Below are 18,242 nucleotides of genomic sequence, written 5' to 3'. Positions count from 1 at the left end.
GCACGCAGGGCACGCAGGGCGCCAGCGGCGCTCAGGGCGTCCCGGGTGCGCAGGGTGAGACGGGTGCCACCGGTCCTCAGGGGACGCAGGGCGCCCAGGGTGACCCCGGTGTCCAGGGTCCGACGGGTGCCACCGGTCCGCAGGGCACGCAGGGCACGCAGGGCGCCAGCGGCGCTCAGGGCGTCCCGGGTGCGCAGGGTGAGACGGGTGCCACCGGTCCTCAGGGGACGCAGGGCGCCCAGGGCGACCCCGGTGTCCAGGGTCCGACGGGTGCCACCGGCGCCACGGGTGCCACCGGTCCGCAGGGCACGCAGGGGGACCCCGGTGATGTCGGCCCGCAGGGCTTCCAGGGCGCTCCCGGTGCCCAGGGCGCCCAAGGTGCCGGACTCGGTACCACCTACGTCGTGACCGGCGCTCAGGCTCCGGTCTCGATCGCCGGCTGCAACCCCGGTGACGTGGCCGTCGGCGGTGGATTCCAGAACACCGCGCCCGGCCAGAACATCGACGCGTCCCAGCCGGTCTTCACCGGTACCGGCCCCGCCACCGGATGGCAGGTCTCTTCCGGCGCACCGGCCACGGCCTTCGCGATCTGCGCCACGCCCTGACCGGTCGTTGCACAACCCTGACCCGACAATGCGCGACGGTGCCCCGAGGCCTTGCCTCGCGGGCGCCGTCCGCGTTCCACCGAAGGCCCCGGCCCGGGGCCGTGATGCCACGTCGAATCCGACCGGCGAACTCGACCAATCAACTCGGAGAACCATGCGCATCCTCGTGACCGGCGGCGCCGGATTCATCGGTTCGGAATACGTCCGACGGCGGTTCCGATCGGACCCGGCGGCGCGAATCACCGTGCTCGACTCCCTTACCTATTCCGGGGTCGAGGCCAATCTCGCGCCGGTGGCGGAGCACCCCGGCTACCGTTTCGTCCGGGGCGACATCTGCGATCCGGATCTGGTGGATCAGGTGATGGCGGGCCACGACGCGGTGGTCCATTTCGCCGCCGAGTCGCATGTGGACCGGTCGATCGACGGCGCCGGTCCGTTCGTCCGCACCAATGTGCTGGGCACCCAGGTGCTCCTGGACGCGGCCCACCGGCACCGCGTCGGCCGGTTCGTGCACGTCTCCACCGACGAGGTCTACGGCTCGATCGGCGAGGGATCCTGGACCGAGGAGTGCCCGCCGGCGCCCAACTCCCCGTACGCCGCGTCGAAGGCCGGCTCCGACCTGATCGCGCTCGCCTACCACCGCACCCACGGTCTGGACGTCATGGTCACCCGCTGCTCCAACAACTACGGCCCGTACCAGTTCCCCGAGAAGGTCATCCCGCTCTTCATCACCCACCTGCTCGACGGCAGGACGGTCCCCCTGTACGGGGACGGGCGCAATGTGCGCGACTGGCTGCACGTCTTCGACCACTGCCGGGGCATCGACCTGGTCCTGCACGGCGGCAGGGCCGGCGAGGTCTACCACATCGGCGGCGGAACCGAGCTGAGCAACCACAAGCTGACCGGCCTGCTGCTGGACGCGATCGGCGCGGACTGGGACCGGGTCGAGTACGTGGCCGACCGCAAGGGCCACGACCTGCGCTACTCGCTTAACGACGGCAAGATCCGGGAGCAGCTCGGCTATGCGCCCCAGGTCGACTTCGCGGAGGGACTGGCCGCCACGGTGGCCTGGTACCGGACCCACCGTTCCTGGTGGGAGCCGCTCAAGGAGAGGGCGAAACTGCGATGAGCACCAGCTGGCTGGTGACCGGCGCGGAGGGGTTGCTCGGGCGGGAGGTCGTGGCCGAACTGGCCGCCGGCCCGGACGTCGTGGTGACGGCACCGGGCCGGGACCGGCTCGACATCACCGACCCGGCCGCCGTGCGCGCGGCCGTCGCCGGCCACCGGGTGGTGGTCAACTGCGCCGCGTGGACGGATGTCGACGGCGCCGAGCGGTCCGAGGCGGAGGCCACGGCTGTGAACGGAACGGGCGTACGGCATCTCGCGCGCGCCTGCGCGGACAGCGGGGCGCTGCTGCTGCACCTCTCCACCGACTACGTGTTCCCGGGCGACGCCCGCCGGCCGTACCCCGAGGACGCCCCGACGGGCCCCGTCAACGCGTACGGGCGCAGCAAACGGGCGGGGGAGCAGGCGGTCGCCGAACTGCTGCCGGAGACCGGCTACATCGTGCGTACCGCCTGGCTCTACGGCGCGCATGGCCGCAACTTCGTGTCCACCGTGCTCGAACTCGCGGCCCGCCGCCCGGTCCTGGACGTGGTGGCCGACCAGCACGGCCAGCCGACCTGGTCCCGGGCGCTCGCTCGGCAACTGGCCGCCCTCGGCCGTGCCGCCCTGGCCGGGCGGGCACCGGCCGGCATCTACCACGGCACGGCGGCCGGCCACACCACGTGGTACGGACTGGCGCGGGAGACCTTCCGGCTCAGCGGCCTCGATCCGGAGCGTGTCCGCCCGGTGGGCTCGGACAAGTTCCCGTGTCCGGCGGTCCGTCCGGCGTTCGGTGTGCTCGGTCACGGTACCTGGGCCCGAACGGGCCTCGCGCCCCTGCCGCGGTGGGACGACCAGCTGACCGCGGCCCTCGCCACGCCCCCCTTCGCCGCTCTGGCCGCCGCGGCACGGTCCTGAACGCCGAGGTGCCCTGCGGGCCCGACGGTCCGCAGGGCACCTCGGCGTCCCCGGGGGCTAGACCAGCAGCGGTCCGCCGCACCGCTCGGCGCCCTCCTTCATCGCGATCAGGTTGGCGACCACGTAGGAGATGTCGTTCCGGGCGTGCCACTCGGTCGGGAAGTAGGTGACCAGCCGTGACGACTGGAACCGGGCCTCGATCTCGGGCACGAACGCGCGGTACTGGTTGTCCGTGTAGTACCAGAACGAGTTCTCGTTGTAGAAGGCGACGTGGGTCGGGTCCTGGTAGGCGCCGCGCCCGTCGGAGCTGGGCGTCATGGTGAGCAGCATGCCGCCGGGGGCCAGCAGCCGGTACAGCTCGTTGATCAGCGGCACCTTCGCGGGGACGTGCTCCAGGAAGTCCACCGCCCGCATCAGGCCGACGGAGCTGTCGGGCAGGTCCAGCCTGCCGGGCAGGGTCGCGACGATGTCGACGCCCTCTCCCGGGTACTGGTCCACGCCCAGGTACCCCGGCGGCTTGCGGTGGGCCGCGCCCAGGTCCAGGGCGACGAGTCCGCGCCGCTCGGTCCAGGCGAGCGCGTTGGCCTCGACGTACTTGTCGTACAAGGCGACCGTCTCGCGCTGGATGTGGGCGTTGATCTCCGGGTCGCGCTGGGTGTTCGACGGGTGCATCCGCTGGAGGTACAGGCAGCGGGGGATGTGGTGGAAGTCGCCGACGTGGAACAGACGGCACATCAGGTCCTGGTCGTCGAGGACCGTGCGGGTGGCGTCGTAGCCGCCGGCCTTGTCGTAGCTGCCCTTGCGGAAGGCCCGTACATGGTTGGGGGCGTACCAGATGTACGAGACGTTGTGCGGTGTCGGGGCCATGGACTTCGCCTGGAGCAGCGTGCGGCCGTCGACGCGCACCTCCTCGTACTGCCAGCCGTGCGCCTCGTTGAAGCGGGTGTCGTCCCGCTTCCCGTCCTCGGTGATCTGTGCGGTGTTGCTGTAGACGAACACGGCCTCGGGGTGCTCGTCGAAGGCCTTGCCGAGTTCCGCGAGGCATGACGTGGCCAGGAGGTCGTCGTGGTCGAGTTCCACGAGGATCTCGCCGCGTGCCAGCTCGCAGGCCCTGCGCTTGGCCGCTCCGACGCCGCGCACATCGTCCGCGACCTCCACGCGCACCCGTTCGTCGGGCCGCTCGGGCCGCCACCGGGCGCCGTTGTTGAGCAGGACGATCCACTCCCAGTCCGGGCAGGTCTGCGCCTGGAGGGTCGTCAGGCACTCGTCGAGGAAACGGGGCCGGTGGCTGGGGGTGAAGACGGAGAACCGGGGTGTTGCAGTCGACGTCATCTCAAGGCACCTGCTTGGCTCGATGTCGGTGGGGGGCTCACGTCGTCGCGGAACGGTTCGGGCACCACGGAGTACAGCGACGGGTCGGCGGCCACCGCGCGGCGGAACTCGGCCGCGGCCTCGCGGTCGCGGCCCTTTTTCGCCAGGATCCGGCCGAGTTGCAGATGGGCCGTGGAGGCCCCGGGAGTGGCGGCGATGGCGCGCTCGAGGAGCGTGGTGGCCCGGTCGGGGTCGCTCGACTTCAGCAGCAGCGCCTCGTTGAACAGAGCCGGCGCGTACGCCGGGTCGAGTTTCAGCGCCTTGTCGTAGGCCTCATGGGCGTCGGCGGTCCTGCCCTCCCGCTGGGCGATGACTCCGAGGTTGTACCAGGCGACCTTGTTGCGGGGGTCCAGGTCCAGCACGCGCCGGTAGGTGCGGGCCGCCCCGGCGGTGTCGTGGTACTGCTCCTGGAGAATGGCGGCCTGAAGCAGCGTGTTCGCGTCCTGGCGTTTCTGGACCGCCGACGCGGCCTTGGAGTCCGCGGGCGGGGCCGAGTGGGACTGCACCGCCCACCCGGTCACCCCGGTGGCAACCGCCGCCGTTCCGGCGAGCCCTGCCCACAATGTCCTACGTTTCACTTTGTCACATCTCGCGGAATAGTGAGGGAACCCCCTTATGTCCGCTGACGTTATGAGGCCGTTCCTGGAAGACGGCCATTCGGCGAGGCGATTGCGGCCATGGACCACCCGAATGCATGCAGACCTCAGGCGCGGTGCGCCGGAACCTGTTCCCAATCCCGTGCTGTCATCGGCTCATTCGGTGGACTGTTCGGTAATTCGTCCGCAGATAACGCCGCCACCGTGGCAATGGGAGGAAAAGGCCTGGAACGGGGGCGAGTTCGCCGGGCACCCGGTGGGGAGGCGGTGGGGACGAGGTGTGGCGCCCGGTCCGCGCGTCGCTGCGGGTGCACGCGGACCGGGGCCGTGAAGGGGAGCCGATCTGGCGGCTCGGGAGGGTCAGCCGGCGGTGATCGCCTCGCGCGGCTCCGCCGACGAGGCGGCATGCGCGTCCATGCGCTCTGCCGACAGGATCGCCGCCGCCGTGTCCGCGCGGGACGCCGCCACCACCAGGGCCCGGCCCGCGAGCGCATGGGCGCGCCGGTGAAGGGCCGCGGTCTGCGGTGCACCGCCGTGCGCGGCCGCCGTCGAACGGGCCGGCGGCACGCCCCCGCGCAGCCGCGTCACCTGCTCGGCGAGTCGCTCGGCCGCGGTGTCCAGCTCCCCGGAAGGTGCCAGGGCCCGCAGCTCGTCCGTGACCGCGAGCAGCGCGGCCAGATGACCGGCCAGCTGGATGTCCAGCTCCTCCCCGCGGGAGCGGTGCGGGAAGTCGGGGGTGGGGCCGGCCGGCGTGTGGACCGACTTGGTGCGGATCGGTTCGTACATGGGGACGGCCTCCTGTGCTCTGACAGGAAACCATCCTAGCTTGGATTTCGTCTAAAGTTGAGCTTGATCGGGAAATGGGCGGGTCAGGGCTGGCCGTACCCGTCCAGGAAGTCCCCTATCCGCGTGATCGCCGCCGTCAGGTCGGCCACGTTCGGCAGGGTCACCACCCGGAAGTGATCGGGCTCCGGCCAGTTGAATCCCGTCCCCTGCACGACCATGATCTTCTCGCTCCGCAGCAGGTCGAGGACCATCTGACGGTCGTCCTTGATCTTGAAGACCTTGGGGTCGAGGCGGGGGAAGAGATACAGCGCGCCCTTCGGCTTGACGCAGGTCACGCCGGGGATCCGGGTCAGCAGCTCGTAGGCCGCGTCCCGCTGCTCCTTCAGCCGGCCGCCCGGCAGCACGAGATCGTTGATCGTCTGGCGGCCGCTCAGCGCCGCCACCACGCCGTGCTGGCCGGGCATGTTGGCGCACAGCCGCATGTTGGCGAGGATCGTCAGGCCCTCGATGTACGACTGCGCGTGCGCCCGGGGGCCGGAGATCGACATCCAGCCCACCCGGTACCCCGCCACCCGGTATGCCTTGGACATGCCGTTGAACGTGAGGGTCAGCAGGTCCGGGGCGACCGCCGCCGTCGGGGTGTGCGTGGTGCCGTCGTAGAGGATCTTGTCGTAGATCTCGTCGGAGCAGACGAGGAGGTTGTGCCGGCGCGCGATGTCGGTCAGACCGCGCAGCACGGCCTCGTCGTACACCGCGCCCGTCGGGTTGTTGGGGTTGATGACGACGATGGCCTTGGTGCGGTCGGTGACCTTGCGTTCCACGTCCGCGAGGTCCGGCATCCAGTCGGACTGCTCGTCGCAGCGGTAGTGCACGGCCGTGCCGCCCGACAGGGACACCGCCGCCGTCCACAGGGGGTAGTCCGGTGCCGGTACGAGCACCTCGTCGCCGTCGTCCAGCAGGCCCTGCATGGCCATCACGATCAGCTCGGAGACGCCGTTGCCGACGAAGACGTGCTCGACGTCGGTCTCGATGCCGAGGGTCTGGTTGTGCATGACGACCGCCCGGCGGGCGGCGAGCAGGCCCTTGGCGTCGCCGTAGCCGTGGGCCGTCGAGACGTTGCGGAGGATGTCCTCGAGGATCTCGGGCGGGCACTCGAAGCCGAAGGCGGCCGGGTTGCCGGTGTTGAGCTTGAGGATGCGGTGACCCGCCGCCTCGAGCCGCATCGCCTCCTCGAGAACCGGGCCCCGGATCTCGTAGCAGACATTGGCGAGCTTCGTGGACTGGATCACCTGCATGTCCGTGAGCTTACGGCCGTGTATCCGGTCGCGCCGCGTGTTTTCCACCACGTGGGCGGTGCCGGTTCGATCGGTCTTCCCCGGGCGGCCGCATCATGTGTCGCCGACGCCCCTACAATGCACGCCCATGTCTTGGGAACAACGGCCCGGTGACGGGACGCACGAAGGGCAGCCCGTCACCGGCGTGACGGGTGCACCCCAGGGTCCCCCGAACGTGTACCACCCGTACACCGAGGCGACCCCCGAGTACGGCCGGTATGCCGACCCGGCCACCGCCCATGGCTGGCAGAACGCCTACGACGAGACGCGCGAGCTGCCCCGCCTGACACCCGACGGGTACGGCCCGGGGCCGGCCGCTCCCGAGGGCGGCTCCCGGCACCGGAGGCGGTCCGCGCCGCGCACCCGGGTGCCCGGCCGTGTGCTCATGGCCGTCGGGGCGCTCGGCGCCGTGGGTGTGGCCGCCGCTATCGCCGGGAGCTTCGGCTCCGGGTCCGGCGGCAGCACGCCGGGAAGCGCCGGGGAGTCCGCGCGACCGAAGGCCGCCCGCTCCACGCCGGCCACGGACGACTCCCCGTCCGCCGCCTCCACCTCCGCCCCGGTCGAGCCGTCCCGTTCCGTCGCCCCGGCCGCCGCGAGCGCGCCCCCGACGGCATCCGTCTCTCAGGCGCCCGCCACGCCGAGCGCGGCCCCGTCCACCTCCACGGCGGCGCCCACCGGCGAGGCCCCGTCCGCACCGCCCTCCGTCAGCGCGAGCCCCAGCGAGTCGGACATCTGGCCCGGCCGGCCGGGCCACGGGCACGGCAGGCACCCCTGATAGAGGAGTCCGGCGCTCCGGCGCGGGCGCGGGCGCAGGCGCAGGCGCTTCGGTGAGACGGCCGAAAACCGCTCCTTGCCCCCGCATATCCCTACGCTGACAATGCGCATGACAAAACGCGCATGACAAAAACACGGCGGCCGGACGACCTCCGGCCCCTGGCGTCATCGCAACCTCCTCCAGAGGGGACCCCCACATGAGAAAGCCCTTCGCTGCCGCGCTCTTCGCTCTGGTGATCGCCGGAGCCGGCGTGGCACCGGCGGTCGCGGCTCCCCAGGCCGCTCGGACCGCCCAGGCTCCCCAGGCCACGGTCACGGCTTCCCGCACCACCGAGGCCTCCGGTACGGCCACCCTGCGGGCCGTCGACTTCGCCGGCACCGTCTCGCTCAGCAACTGCTCCGGCTCCGTCATCCGCTTCCCGAAGTCCGCGGACACCGACCCGGCGCTCGTGCTCACCAACGGCCACTGCCTGGAGACCGGCTTCCCGTCGCCCGGTGAGGTCATCGTCGACCAGTCCTCCAGCCGCTCCTTCGGACTGCTCAACTCCTCGGGCACCCGCGTCGCGACGCTGCGCGCGAGCAAGGTCGCGTACTCCACGATGACCGACACGGACATCACGATCTACCAGCTCACCCGCACCTATGCGCAGATCAGGAGCTCGTACGGCATCAGCGCGCTCACTGTCGCCGACACCCACCCGGTCGCCGGCACCGCCATCAAGGTGGTCTCCGGCTACTGGAAGCGGATCTACAGCTGCAACGTCGACGGGTTCGTCTACCGCCTGCAGGAGGGCGACTGGACCTGGAAGGACTCGGTCCGCTACACCTCCGCCTGCAACACCATCGGCGGCACCTCGGGGTCGCCCGTCGTCGACAACACCACCGGCAAGGTCGTCGCCGTCAACAACACCGGTAACGAGGACGGCGAGCGCTGCACCGTCAACAACCCCTGCGAGGTCGACGCGAACGGCACGGTGACCGTGCGCAAGGGCATCAACTACGCCGAGGAGACCTACCAGATCCCCGCGTGCTTCGGCCCCGGCAACAAGCTGAACCTCAGCGCGAGCGGCTGCGTCCTGCCCAGGCCGTAACCGCCTTCCGCGGTGCGACGGCGGGCGGTCACACGGGAGTCCTGCGGACCGCCCGCCCCGCCAGGACGTCCGTGCGGCGGCCGTCCTCGATCACGAGACGGCCGTCGACCAGCACGTACGGGATCCCTGTCGGAAGCGTCCGGGGCCGTTCGAAGGTGGCGCCCGCCGCGACCGTGACCGGATCGAAGAGCACCAGGTCGGCGCGGTAGCCCTCGCGGACCAGGCCGCGGTCCGGCAGCCGCAGCCGGGCCGCCGGGCGCGAGGTGAGGCGGGCGACGCACTCCTCCAGGGACAGCACCCCCAACTCGCGCACGTAGCGGCCGAGATAGTGCGGGAATGTGCCGTAGGCGCGCGGATGCGGTTTCGCACCCCGCAGGATGCCGTCGGAACCGCCGGTGTGGACGCGGTGCCGCATGATCGCCCGGACGTTCTCCTCGTGCCCCACGTGGTGGAGGATCGTCGGCCCCAGCCGGTCCTCGACGAGCAGCCGCCGGGCCGTCACCCAGGGGGCCTCGCCGCGCAGGTCCGCCGACTCCCGGACGGTGCGGCCGACATACCCGGCGAGTCCCGGATCGCTCACCCCGGAGATCTCGACGGTGCCCCAGTCGACGGGCACGCCGTGGCAGCCGTCGGCGCCGTCGACCTCCAGGTCGTGCCGGATCCGCTCGGCCGTCGCGGGATCGGTGAGCCGCCGCAGGATCTCCTCGGGGCCGCCCTCGCCCGCCCAGCTCGGCAGCAGCGCGGCCAGCGTCGTGGAGCCCGGGGTGTAGGGGTAGGTGTCCAGAGTGATGTCCGCGCCCGCCGCCAGCGCCTCGTCGAGCAGGGACAGCAGCTCGGGGGCGCGGCCCGCGTTCACGCCGAAGTTCATGGTGGCGTGCGCGAGGTGCAGCGGGCAGCCGGCCTCACGGGCCAGGGCCACCATCTCGGCGTACGCCTGAAGGGCACCCGCCCCATAACTGCGGTGGTGCGGGCAGTAGTAGCCACCGTATTCGGCCACCACCCGGCACAGTTCGGCGAGTTCGGCGTCCCCGGCGTACATGCCGGGGGTGTAGGTGAGGCCGGACGACATGCCGACGGCGCCCTGCTCCATGCCCTCCGCGACCAGGCGCCGCATCCGGTCCAGCTCCTCGGGCGTCGCCTCCCGGTCCTCCCAGCCCATGGCCAGCATCCGGACCGTGCCCTGCGGGATCAGATAGGCGGCGTTGACCGCGATCCCCCGGTCCAGGCGGTCCAGGTACTCGCCCACCGACCGCCAGGTGAAGTCGATGCCGTCGCCGTACCCGTTCCAGCCGGTGATCGCGCGGCGCACCTCCTCGAGCGTGCGGTCGTCGACCGGCGCATACGACAGGCCGTCCTGCCCGATGACCTCGAGCGTCACACCCTGCGCGGCCTTGGCGCTGTGGTCGGGGTCCCGCAGCAGGGCGAGATCGCTGTGGGCGTGCATGTCGATGAAACCGGGGGCGAGGACCAGGCCCTCGGCGTCCAGTTCCCGTACGGCCCCAGGGCGCTGGCAGCCCGCCGCCGCGGCCTCCTTGACGATCCCGGCGATCCTGCCGCCGTCGATCACGACGTCGGCGCGGTACGAGGGTTCCCCGCTGCCGTCCACGACGTCCGCGTCCCGGATGACGAGCTGCTCCACGGCCGGCCCTCCTAGAAGAACGTGCGAATGCAGTCGACGACCGTCCCGTCCGCCTCGGTCACCGGGATCACCTGCCATTTGTCGAAGGACGTGCACGGGTGGGACAGACCGAGGCCCACCCAGTCGCCGACCTCGACATCCGCCCCGGGGCCGGTGCGCAGCCACAGGTGCTGGTCCGACAGGGCCGTCACCTCGATCCCTGCCGCCGGGCGCTCGACGCCGTCCCGGCGTACCACCTGGGCCACGGGGAGGTCGAGGTCGTAGGCCGCGTCCCGCTTGCCCGCGTTGACGAAGGCCTGGTCCGCCGACGGGCGGGACACCACCTGGGCCCACAGCCGGAACGCGGGCTCCAGGGTGCCCTCCTCGGGCATCCGGTTGAACGGGGTCAGCCTGCGGTAGTGGACATCGTCGTGCGAGACGTACGCGCCCGAGCGCAGCAACTTCAGGACGGGCAGCGAGAGGTCGGGGATCCCGGCGAAGACATCGGCGACCGCGTCGAACCACTCGCTGCCGCCGGCGCTCACCACGATCTCGTCGGTCCCGGTGAACCGCCCCGCCTTGTCGAACTCCACGGCGATCCCGACCAGCCGGTGCAGCCAGGCGCGCACCCGCTCCGGCGACGCCTCGGGGACCTGGGCCTCGTACCCCGCCACGCCCACCAGACGCAGCGTGTCGGTGCCCGCCACCGCTTCGGCGACCGCCAGGGCGTCCGCCTCCGTGCGCACGCCGGTGCGGGCGCCCTCGCCCGCGCCCAGCTCGACGACGACCTCCACCGGGCGGGCGGCGCCGCGCAGGGCCGCGTCCATCAGCTGCACCCCGCGCACGGAGTCGACGTAGCAGACGAGGCGGAAGTCGGGGTCGGCGGCCAGCTCGGCGGCGATCCAGCGCAACGCCGCGGTGTCCACCAGTTCGTTGGCGAGGAACACCCGGCGGATCCCGAACGCCCTTGCCACCCGTACCTGGTGGGGGAGCGCGAGCGTGATGCCCCAGGCGCCGTGCTCGATCTGACGGTGGAAGAGCTGCGGGGCCATCGACGTCTTGCCGTGCGGGGCGAAGGCGAGTCCGTGGCGGGCCGTGTACGTCTCCATCAGGGCGAGGTTGTGCTTCAGGCGCTCGGCGGACAGGGCGAGGACCGGAGTGGTGAAGCCGCCGGTGAACAGATTACGGCGTTCGGCCGCGAGGCCGGCGAGGGTGAGTCCCTCGGCGTCCGGCGGGAGGCCCTTGAAGCGGTGGTCGACGCGTTCCGCCATGAGGGCGGTGAGGCGTTCTGCGGCGATGACGGCGTCCATGGGGTCTCCCTGGGTCGATCATTGCGTTATGTGCAACGACCGTTGCGTACCACGTTTGTTGCTGTCTAACATCCCCGCCGACGCGGGGTCAACGGAGCCGCCGCGACCCGCGAAGCGAAGAGGAGCCACCCCCGTCGTGACCGCGAACGGTCTGCCCGTCGCCGCTGCCGCCCCGGAGGCCGCGGACACCGTGGATGTCGTCGCGCTCGGCGAGTCCATGGTCACGTTCATGCCGACCGGGCCGGGCAGGCTCGCCGACGTGCCGTCCTTCGAGCGGGGCATCGGGGGCGCCGAGTCGAACGTCGCGTGCGTGCTGGCGGCCGCCGGGCATTCCGCGCGGTGGGTCGGCCGGGTCGGGGCGGACGGCTTCGGCGATCACCTGGTCGAGGCCATCGCTGCGTACGGCGTCGACGTCGCGTCCGTACGGCGTGATCCGGCGCGCCCGACCGGGATCTACTTCCGCACGGCGGGGGACCGGGCGACCGACGCCCACGAGGTGGTGTACTACCGGGCCGGATCGGCGGCCTCGGCGATGACGGTGGAGAACGTCGACCTGGGCGCGGTGCGGGCGGGCCGTGTGCTGCACCTGTCCGGGATCACGGCCGCGCTGTCGGACGGCTGTCTGGGGCTGCTGCGGGAACTGACGGCACCTCGGGCCGGGCGTCCGCTCGTCTCCTTCGACGTCAACCAACGTCCCGGGCTGTGGCGCGGCGCCGACGGGCCTCGGGTGCTGAGGGAGCTGGCGCGCGGAGCCGACATCGTGTTCGTGGGGGACGACGAGGCCCGCCAGGTGTGGGGGCTGCACGGCGCCCGGGCCGTGAGGGAGGCGCTGCCCGAACCGGGCATCGTGGTCGTCAAGCAGGGCCGGGGCGGGGCGGTCGCGTTCCACGAGGACACCGGCGGCCGGTGCGAGGACTCCACTGGCGCCGCCACTTTCGTACCCGCCCTGAACGTCGACGTCGTGGCCGCCGTCGGTGCCGGTGACGCCTTCGCCGCCGGGTTCCTCTCCGCCACCCTGCGGGGGCTGCCACTGCGGGACCGGTTGCGGCACGGGCACCTGATGGCCGCCGCCGCGCTGACCGTCCCCGGCGACCTCGCCACCCCTGCCTCGCGGGAGCATGCCGATCGCCTGGCCGCACTCGACGACGAGGCGTGGGGGACACTTCGACTCGGCCCCGGCTGGACCGAAGCCGACGCACGGGCCGAGGAGGAGGTACGTACGCCATGAGCCAGACCGTCGACCGGGCGCTGAGCATCCTGCCGCTGCTGGCCGAGGGACCCGCCGATCTCGGACAGGTCGCCGACCGGCTGGGCGTGCACAAGTCCACCGCCCTGCGCCTGCTGCGCACCCTGCACGAGCACGGTCTGGTCTACCGCCAGTCCGACCAGCGCTACCGCCTCGGCGCCCGCCTCTTCGCCCTCGCCCAGCAGGCCGTCGAGAACCTCGACGTCCGGGAGATCGCCCATCCCCACCTCGTCCGCCTCAACGAGGAGTGCGGGCACACCGTCCACCTCGCGGTGTACGAGGACAACGAGGTCCTCTACATCGACAAGGTGGACAGCCGCTACCCGGTGCGGATGTACTCCCGGATCGGGAAACCGGTCGCCATCACCGTCGCGGCCGTCGCGAAGCTCCTCCTCGCCGACCTCCCCGAGCCCGAGCGCCGCGCCGCCGTGGAGAGGCTCGAGTACCCCCACTACACGGCCCGTTCGACGCCGAACGCCGCCGCCTACCTCCGGGAGCTGGCGACCGTGCGGGAACAGGGCTGGGCCACCGACCTCGGCGGCCACGAGGAGTCCATCAACTGCGTCGCCGCCCCCATCCGGGGCGCCGACGGACGCGTCGTCGCGGCCATGTCGGTCTCCGCGCCCAATGTCGTCGTCACCGCCGGCGAACTCCTGACCCTGCTCCCCCTGGTGCGCCGGAGCGCGGACGCGATCACCCGGGAGTACTCCGGCAACACCCCAGCAAAGGACGCCGTATGACGGACAAGACCGCCCTGACCCCGAAGACCCACACGAGCCCGCCCGCCCGTTTCTCGCACGGTGTGCGGAAGGGCAACATCCTCCAGGTGGCCGGCCAGGTGGGATTCCTCCCCGCCGAGGAGGGCAAGCCGCCCACGCCCGCGGGCCCCACCCTGCGTGAACAGACCCTCCAGACCCTCGCCAACGTCAAGGCGGTCCTCGAGGAGGGCGGGGCCGGCTGGGACGACGTGATGATGATCCGCGTCTATCTGACCGATGTGGACCACTTCGCCGAGATGAACGAGATCTACAACGCCTACTTCGACGGGCAGGGCCTCACCCAGCCTTCCGCCGCCCGGACCACCGTCTATGTGGGCCTCCCGGCCGGCCTCCTCGTCGAGATCGACGCGCTGGCCGTCCTCGGCTGACCCGCGCCGGCCGGCCACCGCCCCCCGTACTCCGTACGCCGTCACGGCCCGGCGCCCCCACCCCTGGGGTGCCGTGCATAGGGACGGCGAAGATTCGTATAACGATGCAGGGGTCGGCTGTGTCCGTCACAGGATCTTCGACCATACTGCCCGCTGTGGAGCAGCGCATAGGTCCGAGCAGCCAGCCCCTGGAGGGTGCCGGGTTCGACCCGGCCTTCATCCCCGGGCTCACCTCACCCGTGTCCCGTGACGGGCAGGACTCCGCAAAGCGGAAGGAGTCCGCGGAGCCCGAAGACTCCGTGGAGCCCGAAGACTCCGCGGAGTCCGGCGAATCCGCCGAGCCGGAGGACGCGGTCCCGGGCGGTGGGGAGACCGCCGCCGGGGACCCCGACGCCGAGGCCGCCGAGGAGGGAGCCGCCGCGGAGGAGTCGGGCACGGTGGAAGCCGCAGAGGTGGCCCCGCAGGGTCCCGTCTTCGAGGCCGCCGACCGCCGCGCGCGGATCGTCGCGGACCACAGCGGTGTACGGCTGCGCCTGGACGACCAGGAGTGCGAGTTCCGCTGGGACGAGATCGGTGCCGTCGAGACCGAGACCGCGCGCTTCGGCAAGCGGTTCACCGTCACGGTGCACACCCCTGACCGCCGCTGGTACCCGATCGAGATCGAGGCGACGGCCAGGGCGCGCTTCAAGGAGTGGGAGACCCGGCTGGACGAGGTTCTGGACGCCTACTTCGAGGACGGCCGGGAGGAACCCGCCGCCGTCGCGAAGGGCGACGACTGAACCGCGCCGTCAGCCGCAGTACTGGGCCTCCTTGCCGATGGACCGGTACATGCAGTCCGCGTTCTCGAGCAGTTGCAGCACCGCGTCCCGGTTGCGTGACGTCTCCCGCTCGATGACCTCGTCGGGCGGGTAGAACCCGCCCGACCAACTGGACGTCGGATACATCTCGAAGGTGTAGTCGAAGATCTTCTGGGTGCCCCACAGATAGTCGTCGATCGATCCGTCGGTGATGTACAGATCACTCGCCTGCTCGGGCGTGTAGCCGTTGCTCGCGGCCATCTTCTGACCCACGGCCTTGAATGCGGCGGCATCGTCCGCCGTCATGCCCGTCGCCGTGTCGGAGTACGTGTACCCGAAGGGCCACAGCACGAGTTCGCTGTACGTGTGGAAGTCGATGCCCGCCTTGATCTGCTGCTTCCCGCCGACTACCCGGCTGCGCACGAAGTCGGCGACCACCTTCACCTCGGGCGCCGACTCGGCGGACGCCCCGCGGTACGTCTCCGACGACTTGGAGCCGGAGGAGCCGCCGCAGCAGCCCCACTTGTAGTTCCAGTTGCGGTTCAGGTCGGTACCGACGTACGAGGAGCCGGAGTTGGGCTGGCGGTTCTTGCGCCACGAGCGGTACGAGCCGGTCGCGATGTCGTACTCGCCGCCGTCCGGGTTGAGATCGGGGACGATCCAGATCTCCCGGCTGTTAACGAGGTTGGTGATCCGGGAGTCGCCGCCGTAGCCGGCCCCCAGCTCGCGCAGCAGGTACAGCGCCATCTCGACCGTCAGATGCTCACGCGCGTGCTGGTGGAAGGTGAACAGGACCTCCGGCTCGTTCTCGTCGGTCCCCACGTTGTCGCTGACCTTGATGGCGACGATGTCCCGGCCCTGGTACGACTTGCCGATCACCCGCTTGCTCATGATGCCCGGGTAGGCCGCGAGCCGCTGGTCGATCTCCGCGTTCATCTCGGCGTAGTTGTGGTACTTGGAGTCCGCCGAGGGGAAGTCGAAGGGCCGTACGCCGCCCGCGCCGCCGGAGCGGTCGGGGGCCGACGCGAGCGGGGTGACGTCGTAGCCCAGTGCCCTCAGCCTCCTGATCTGTTCCGCGCGGCCGGAGACGACGACCGTCTCCTGGTCCGCCTCGTCGACCGTCACGCCGGTCCGCTGAAGTGCCGTACGGGTCACCGCGGTCGTGCCCTGATGGATCTCGTACTGGCGGACGTCGTCGGACGGGGAGCGGTCCGGCCGGGCGCCGGTGGCCGTGGCGCTGGTGGTGGCCGCGACGGGTGCCGCGAGGGCGAGCGCCAGGAGGGTGGCGAGAGCGGCGGTCCGTCTGCCGCCCCGGGCGCCGGATCCGCGTATGCGAAGTCGCATGAAGTCTCCTTGTGTCTCCAGGGTTCCGGGGTCTCCGGATGTGGGGTGGAGTGGAGCGGGGGGTGGTTCGTTCACTGCGACGTACGTGCGGGTGTCGGGCTCATCGTGCGCAAATGGCATGAACAGGTCAATAGCTTGCCAGGAAACCGAGGGAACACGGCTCGGGCCCCGGAGGGCGTGAACAGCCCCCGGGGCCCGGCCGGTCGACGCGGAGTCAGCCGCGCCGGAACCACTTCTCGCTGGTGGCGATGGCCTCCATCTGCTTCGGGGTGAGCGCGGGGGCCTCACGGGTCGCGGGGGTGTGCTGCGCCCCGGAGTTGAAGGCGCTGATCACCACTCGGCGGCCGTCGGGGCGCATGGTGTCCACGGTCCACATGACGACTCCCCTGCCGCCCTTCTCGCCGGGCCCCTGATGCGTGGCGACCCTGGTGCCGTCGGGCAGGGTCTTGGAGCCGGAGCCGAAGAGCTGGCCCGCGACACCGGACATGTCCGCCTGGACGTTGACCTGCACCATGCTCGCGCCCTTGCCGTCGTCGAGGACGACGTACCCGAACCCCGGGTCCGCGACGCCCTTCTTGACGACCTCGGCTCCCTTGGGCAGGAGAGTGGCGAGCGTGGCCGACACCGAGCCTCCGGGCACACCCTGCGGACGGCTCGGCTCGGTCGTCGGCACTCGGGGATCGGCGGGGACGGCATCGGCGACGGACCGCCACGCATCCGCGCCGGCGAGCGCTTTGAGCTGGTCCGGCGAGAGAGGAGGCCGGCTGCGGCTGACAGGTGCGTCCTTCTCGGCGGGGGCGTTCCACTCCTGGACGCTGATGTGCTGCCCCTTCGGTGTGATCAGCTCGGCGCTCCACAGCTTCGTGGCGACGCGGCGGTCCGGGTACTCGTATCCCTGGAGAATCATGAGCGCCGAACCGTCGGCGAGCCTGCCCGAGGTGCAGGCGTCGTACGGGACGAACACCTTGTCGGGGCACGCGGTGGTCTCCAGGGCGTGGCTGCTGCCGGGCCGAACGCGATCCACCATCACGGCGACGGCGGCCTTGCCCTTGCCGTCGTCGTAGACGACCCGTGCGTACGGCGGCAGCCGTTCGCCGGTGCCGCGCCCGTCTTCGTCGCTGAATTTCCCCTTGGGCAGCAGTCCTTCGAGGGTGCGGACGAGATCGTCGGCGGACAGGGCGGACGGCCGTGCGGGCGGGGCGGCCGGGGCCGACGGGCTGCCGGCCACCGAGTGCCGCTGTCCGCCGTCCGCCTGGATTCCCGGCAGGACGAGCGCCCCGCCCAGCCCGACCAGCGCCACACCGGTCACGCCGCCCGCGATGACGGCCCGGCGCCGGCGGATCGTACGGCCGCGTGATTCGCCGCGGGCGGCCAGGCCGAGCGGGTGGCTCTCGAAGGTGCCGCCGGTCTGGCGCAGAGCCGAGGCGAACTGGTCCTCGAAGGGGTCGTGCTCTTCAACGGGCATGGCAAACCGCCGTTTCTGCGGAGGGGGGTGGTGGTCGTGGGCCGGGCGGACGGATCGGCTCCCGGAGCCCGGGAGCCCGCCGTCCCCGGCGGGTCAGGGCGTCGCGTACTCGCTGAGGGCGCCGCCGAGAAGGACGCGCAAGCGGGCGAGGGCCCGCACACAGCGGGTGCGGACGGCTGCCGAACTGGTGTTCATGGCGGCCGCGGTCTCCTCGATGCTGCGGTCCTCCCAGTAGCGCAGGACGACCACGGCACGGTCCTTGGCGGACAGCCGTCCGAGCGCGTCGACAAGGGTGAGCCGCAGCGGTGTGTCCCCGGCCGTGTTCGGATCGGGCGCCTCGGGGAGCACATCGGTGGCGCGTTCCCTACGGCTGCTGTGGCGCCGCTGATGTGCGAGGAAGGTGCGGGTGAGGACGGTCTGGGCGTATCCGGCGGGGTTGTCGGCGCGGGAGACGCGGCCCCAGCGGACGTACACCCGGCCCAGCGTCTCCTGCACCAGGTCCTCGGCGAGATGGGTGTCGCCGCCGGTGAGCAGGCAGGCGGACCGGTACAGATGCCCGGCCCGCGCCGCCGCGAACTCCGGGTACCCGTCGCTGCGGCCCTGTCTCATGCGTCCCCCGTCGTGCCGTGTGGTGGTGGCCGTCCCGTACGGCCCTCACCTCACTGATGCGGTGGCACCACGGAAATGTTTCAACGGGCCGGAGAGGAGTTCGCGGCCGGGGGTGGTCCCGGAGAAC

19 protein-coding genes are annotated in these 18,242 nt (G+C 71.6%); 9 read left to right on the top strand and 10 right to left on the bottom strand.

Annotated features, from left to right (window positions below; all coding sequences use genetic code 11):
- Positions 1–377, bottom strand: a 377-nt coding sequence (locus ABZ876_RS02100) for a hypothetical protein (protein ID WP_361772871.1), incomplete at its 3' end; no start/stop codon positions are given.
- A 27-nt stretch (positions 378–404) separates the two neighbouring features.
- Between ABZ876_RS02100 and ABZ876_RS02095 the strand changes: the two genes are divergently transcribed.
- From ABZ876_RS02095 to rfbD, 3 genes are all read left to right on the top strand, one after another.
- Positions 405–605 (top strand): hypothetical protein, encoded by a 201-nt coding sequence (locus ABZ876_RS02095; RefSeq protein WP_361772869.1) that lies wholly within the window; start codon positions 405–407, stop codon positions 603–605.
- A gap of 154 nt (positions 606–759) precedes the next feature.
- Positions 760–1,734, top strand: a complete 975-nt coding sequence (rfbB, locus tag ABZ876_RS02090; RefSeq protein WP_361772866.1) for a dTDP-glucose 4,6-dehydratase — start codon at positions 760–762, stop codon at positions 1,732–1,734.
- The gene (gene rfbD, locus ABZ876_RS02085; RefSeq protein WP_361772863.1) at positions 1,731–2,627 is read left to right on the top strand and encodes a dTDP-4-dehydrorhamnose reductase; all 897 of its coding nucleotides are present in this window, start codon (positions 1,731–1,733) and stop codon (positions 2,625–2,627) included. The genes rfbB and rfbD overlap by 4 nt, the downstream gene beginning before the upstream one ends.
- 57 nt (positions 2,628–2,684) lie before the next feature.
- Here rfbD and ABZ876_RS02080 read toward each other — a convergent pair whose 3' ends face one another.
- The 4 genes from ABZ876_RS02080 to ABZ876_RS02065 all read right to left on the bottom strand — a co-directional run bounded on the left by ABZ876_RS02080 (position 2,685) and on the right by ABZ876_RS02065 (position 6,675).
- Complete coding sequence (locus ABZ876_RS02080; protein WP_361772861.1) at positions 2,685–3,959, bottom strand: glycosyltransferase; 1,275 nt, start codon at positions 3,957–3,959, stop codon at positions 2,685–2,687.
- On the bottom strand, positions 3,956–4,504 hold the full coding sequence (locus ABZ876_RS02075) for a tetratricopeptide repeat protein (RefSeq protein WP_361772858.1): 549 nt from the start codon (positions 4,502–4,504) through the stop codon (positions 3,956–3,958). Before ABZ876_RS02075 ends, ABZ876_RS02080 begins: the two co-directional genes overlap by 4 nt.
- Positions 4,505–4,954: 450 nt before the next feature.
- Positions 4,955–5,380: a hypothetical protein gene (locus ABZ876_RS02070; protein WP_361772855.1), complete on the bottom strand. Its 426-nt coding sequence runs from the start codon at positions 5,378–5,380 to the stop codon at positions 4,955–4,957.
- An 83-nt stretch (positions 5,381–5,463) separates the two neighbouring features.
- Positions 5,464–6,675, bottom strand: coding sequence for a pyridoxal phosphate-dependent aminotransferase (locus tag ABZ876_RS02065; RefSeq protein WP_361772852.1), 1,212 nt, complete (start codon positions 6,673–6,675; stop codon positions 5,464–5,466).
- A 127-nt stretch (positions 6,676–6,802) separates the two neighbouring features.
- On the opposite strand from ABZ876_RS02065, the gene ABZ876_RS02060 reads away from it, so the two are divergent.
- A complete protein-coding gene (locus ABZ876_RS02060) occupies positions 6,803–7,489 on the top strand; it encodes a hypothetical protein (RefSeq protein WP_361772849.1) in 687 nt (228 codons plus the stop codon).
- A gap of 196 nt (positions 7,490–7,685) precedes the next feature.
- Positions 7,686–8,579 (top strand): serine protease, encoded by an 894-nt coding sequence (locus ABZ876_RS02055; RefSeq protein WP_361772846.1) that lies wholly within the window; start codon positions 7,686–7,688, stop codon positions 8,577–8,579.
- A gap of 28 nt (positions 8,580–8,607) precedes the next feature.
- Here the strand turns inward: ABZ876_RS02055 and ABZ876_RS02050 are convergent, their stop codons facing one another.
- Positions 8,608–10,218: a D-aminoacylase gene (locus ABZ876_RS02050; RefSeq protein WP_361772843.1), complete on the bottom strand. Its 1,611-nt coding sequence runs from the start codon at positions 10,216–10,218 to the stop codon at positions 8,608–8,610.
- Between the two features lie 11 nt (positions 10,219–10,229).
- Positions 10,230–11,507: an amino acid deaminase gene (locus ABZ876_RS02045; RefSeq protein WP_361772840.1), complete on the bottom strand. Its 1,278-nt coding sequence runs from the start codon at positions 11,505–11,507 to the stop codon at positions 10,230–10,232.
- 136 nt (positions 11,508–11,643) lie between these two features.
- On the opposite strand from ABZ876_RS02045, the gene ABZ876_RS02040 reads away from it, so the two are divergent.
- The 4 genes from ABZ876_RS02040 to ABZ876_RS02025 all read left to right on the top strand — a co-directional run bounded on the left by ABZ876_RS02040 (position 11,644) and on the right by ABZ876_RS02025 (position 14,679).
- Positions 11,644–12,735: a sugar kinase gene (locus tag ABZ876_RS02040; RefSeq protein WP_361772837.1), complete on the top strand. Its 1,092-nt coding sequence runs from the start codon at positions 11,644–11,646 to the stop codon at positions 12,733–12,735.
- On the top strand, positions 12,732–13,493 hold the full coding sequence (locus ABZ876_RS02035) for an IclR family transcriptional regulator (RefSeq protein ID WP_361772834.1): 762 nt from the start codon (positions 12,732–12,734) through the stop codon (positions 13,491–13,493). Before ABZ876_RS02040 ends, ABZ876_RS02035 begins: the two co-directional genes overlap by 4 nt.
- Entirely contained in the window at positions 13,490–13,900 is a 411-nt protein-coding gene (locus ABZ876_RS02030; RefSeq protein ID WP_361772831.1) for a RidA family protein, read from the top strand. Before ABZ876_RS02035 ends, ABZ876_RS02030 begins: the two co-directional genes overlap by 4 nt.
- A 155-nt stretch (positions 13,901–14,055) precedes the next feature.
- Positions 14,056–14,679, top strand: a complete 624-nt coding sequence (locus ABZ876_RS02025) for a hypothetical protein (RefSeq protein ID WP_361772828.1) — start codon at positions 14,056–14,058, stop codon at positions 14,677–14,679.
- A 9-nt stretch (positions 14,680–14,688) separates the two neighbouring features.
- Here ABZ876_RS02025 and ABZ876_RS02020 read toward each other — a convergent pair whose 3' ends face one another.
- The 3 genes from ABZ876_RS02020 to ABZ876_RS02010 all read right to left on the bottom strand — a co-directional run bounded on the left by ABZ876_RS02020 (position 14,689) and on the right by ABZ876_RS02010 (position 18,115).
- Entirely contained in the window at positions 14,689–16,041 is a 1,353-nt protein-coding gene (locus tag ABZ876_RS02020; RefSeq protein ID WP_361772825.1) for a M14 family metallopeptidase, read from the bottom strand.
- 214 nt (positions 16,042–16,255) lie between these two features.
- On the bottom strand, positions 16,256–17,506 hold the full coding sequence (locus ABZ876_RS02015; protein WP_361772822.1) for a hypothetical protein: 1,251 nt from the start codon (positions 17,504–17,506) through the stop codon (positions 16,256–16,258).
- Between the two features lie 93 nt (positions 17,507–17,599).
- Positions 17,600–18,115, bottom strand: coding sequence for a SigE family RNA polymerase sigma factor (locus ABZ876_RS02010; protein WP_361772819.1), 516 nt, complete (start codon positions 18,113–18,115; stop codon positions 17,600–17,602).
- Positions 18,116–18,242 lie beyond the last annotated feature (127 nt).

Origin of the sequence: Streptomyces sp. NPDC046931 (assembly GCF_040644655.1) — a bacterium.
GTDB lineage: Bacteria > Actinomycetota > Actinomycetes > Streptomycetales > Streptomycetaceae > Streptomyces.
This window is presented reverse-complemented; position numbering and strand designations above follow the sequence as displayed.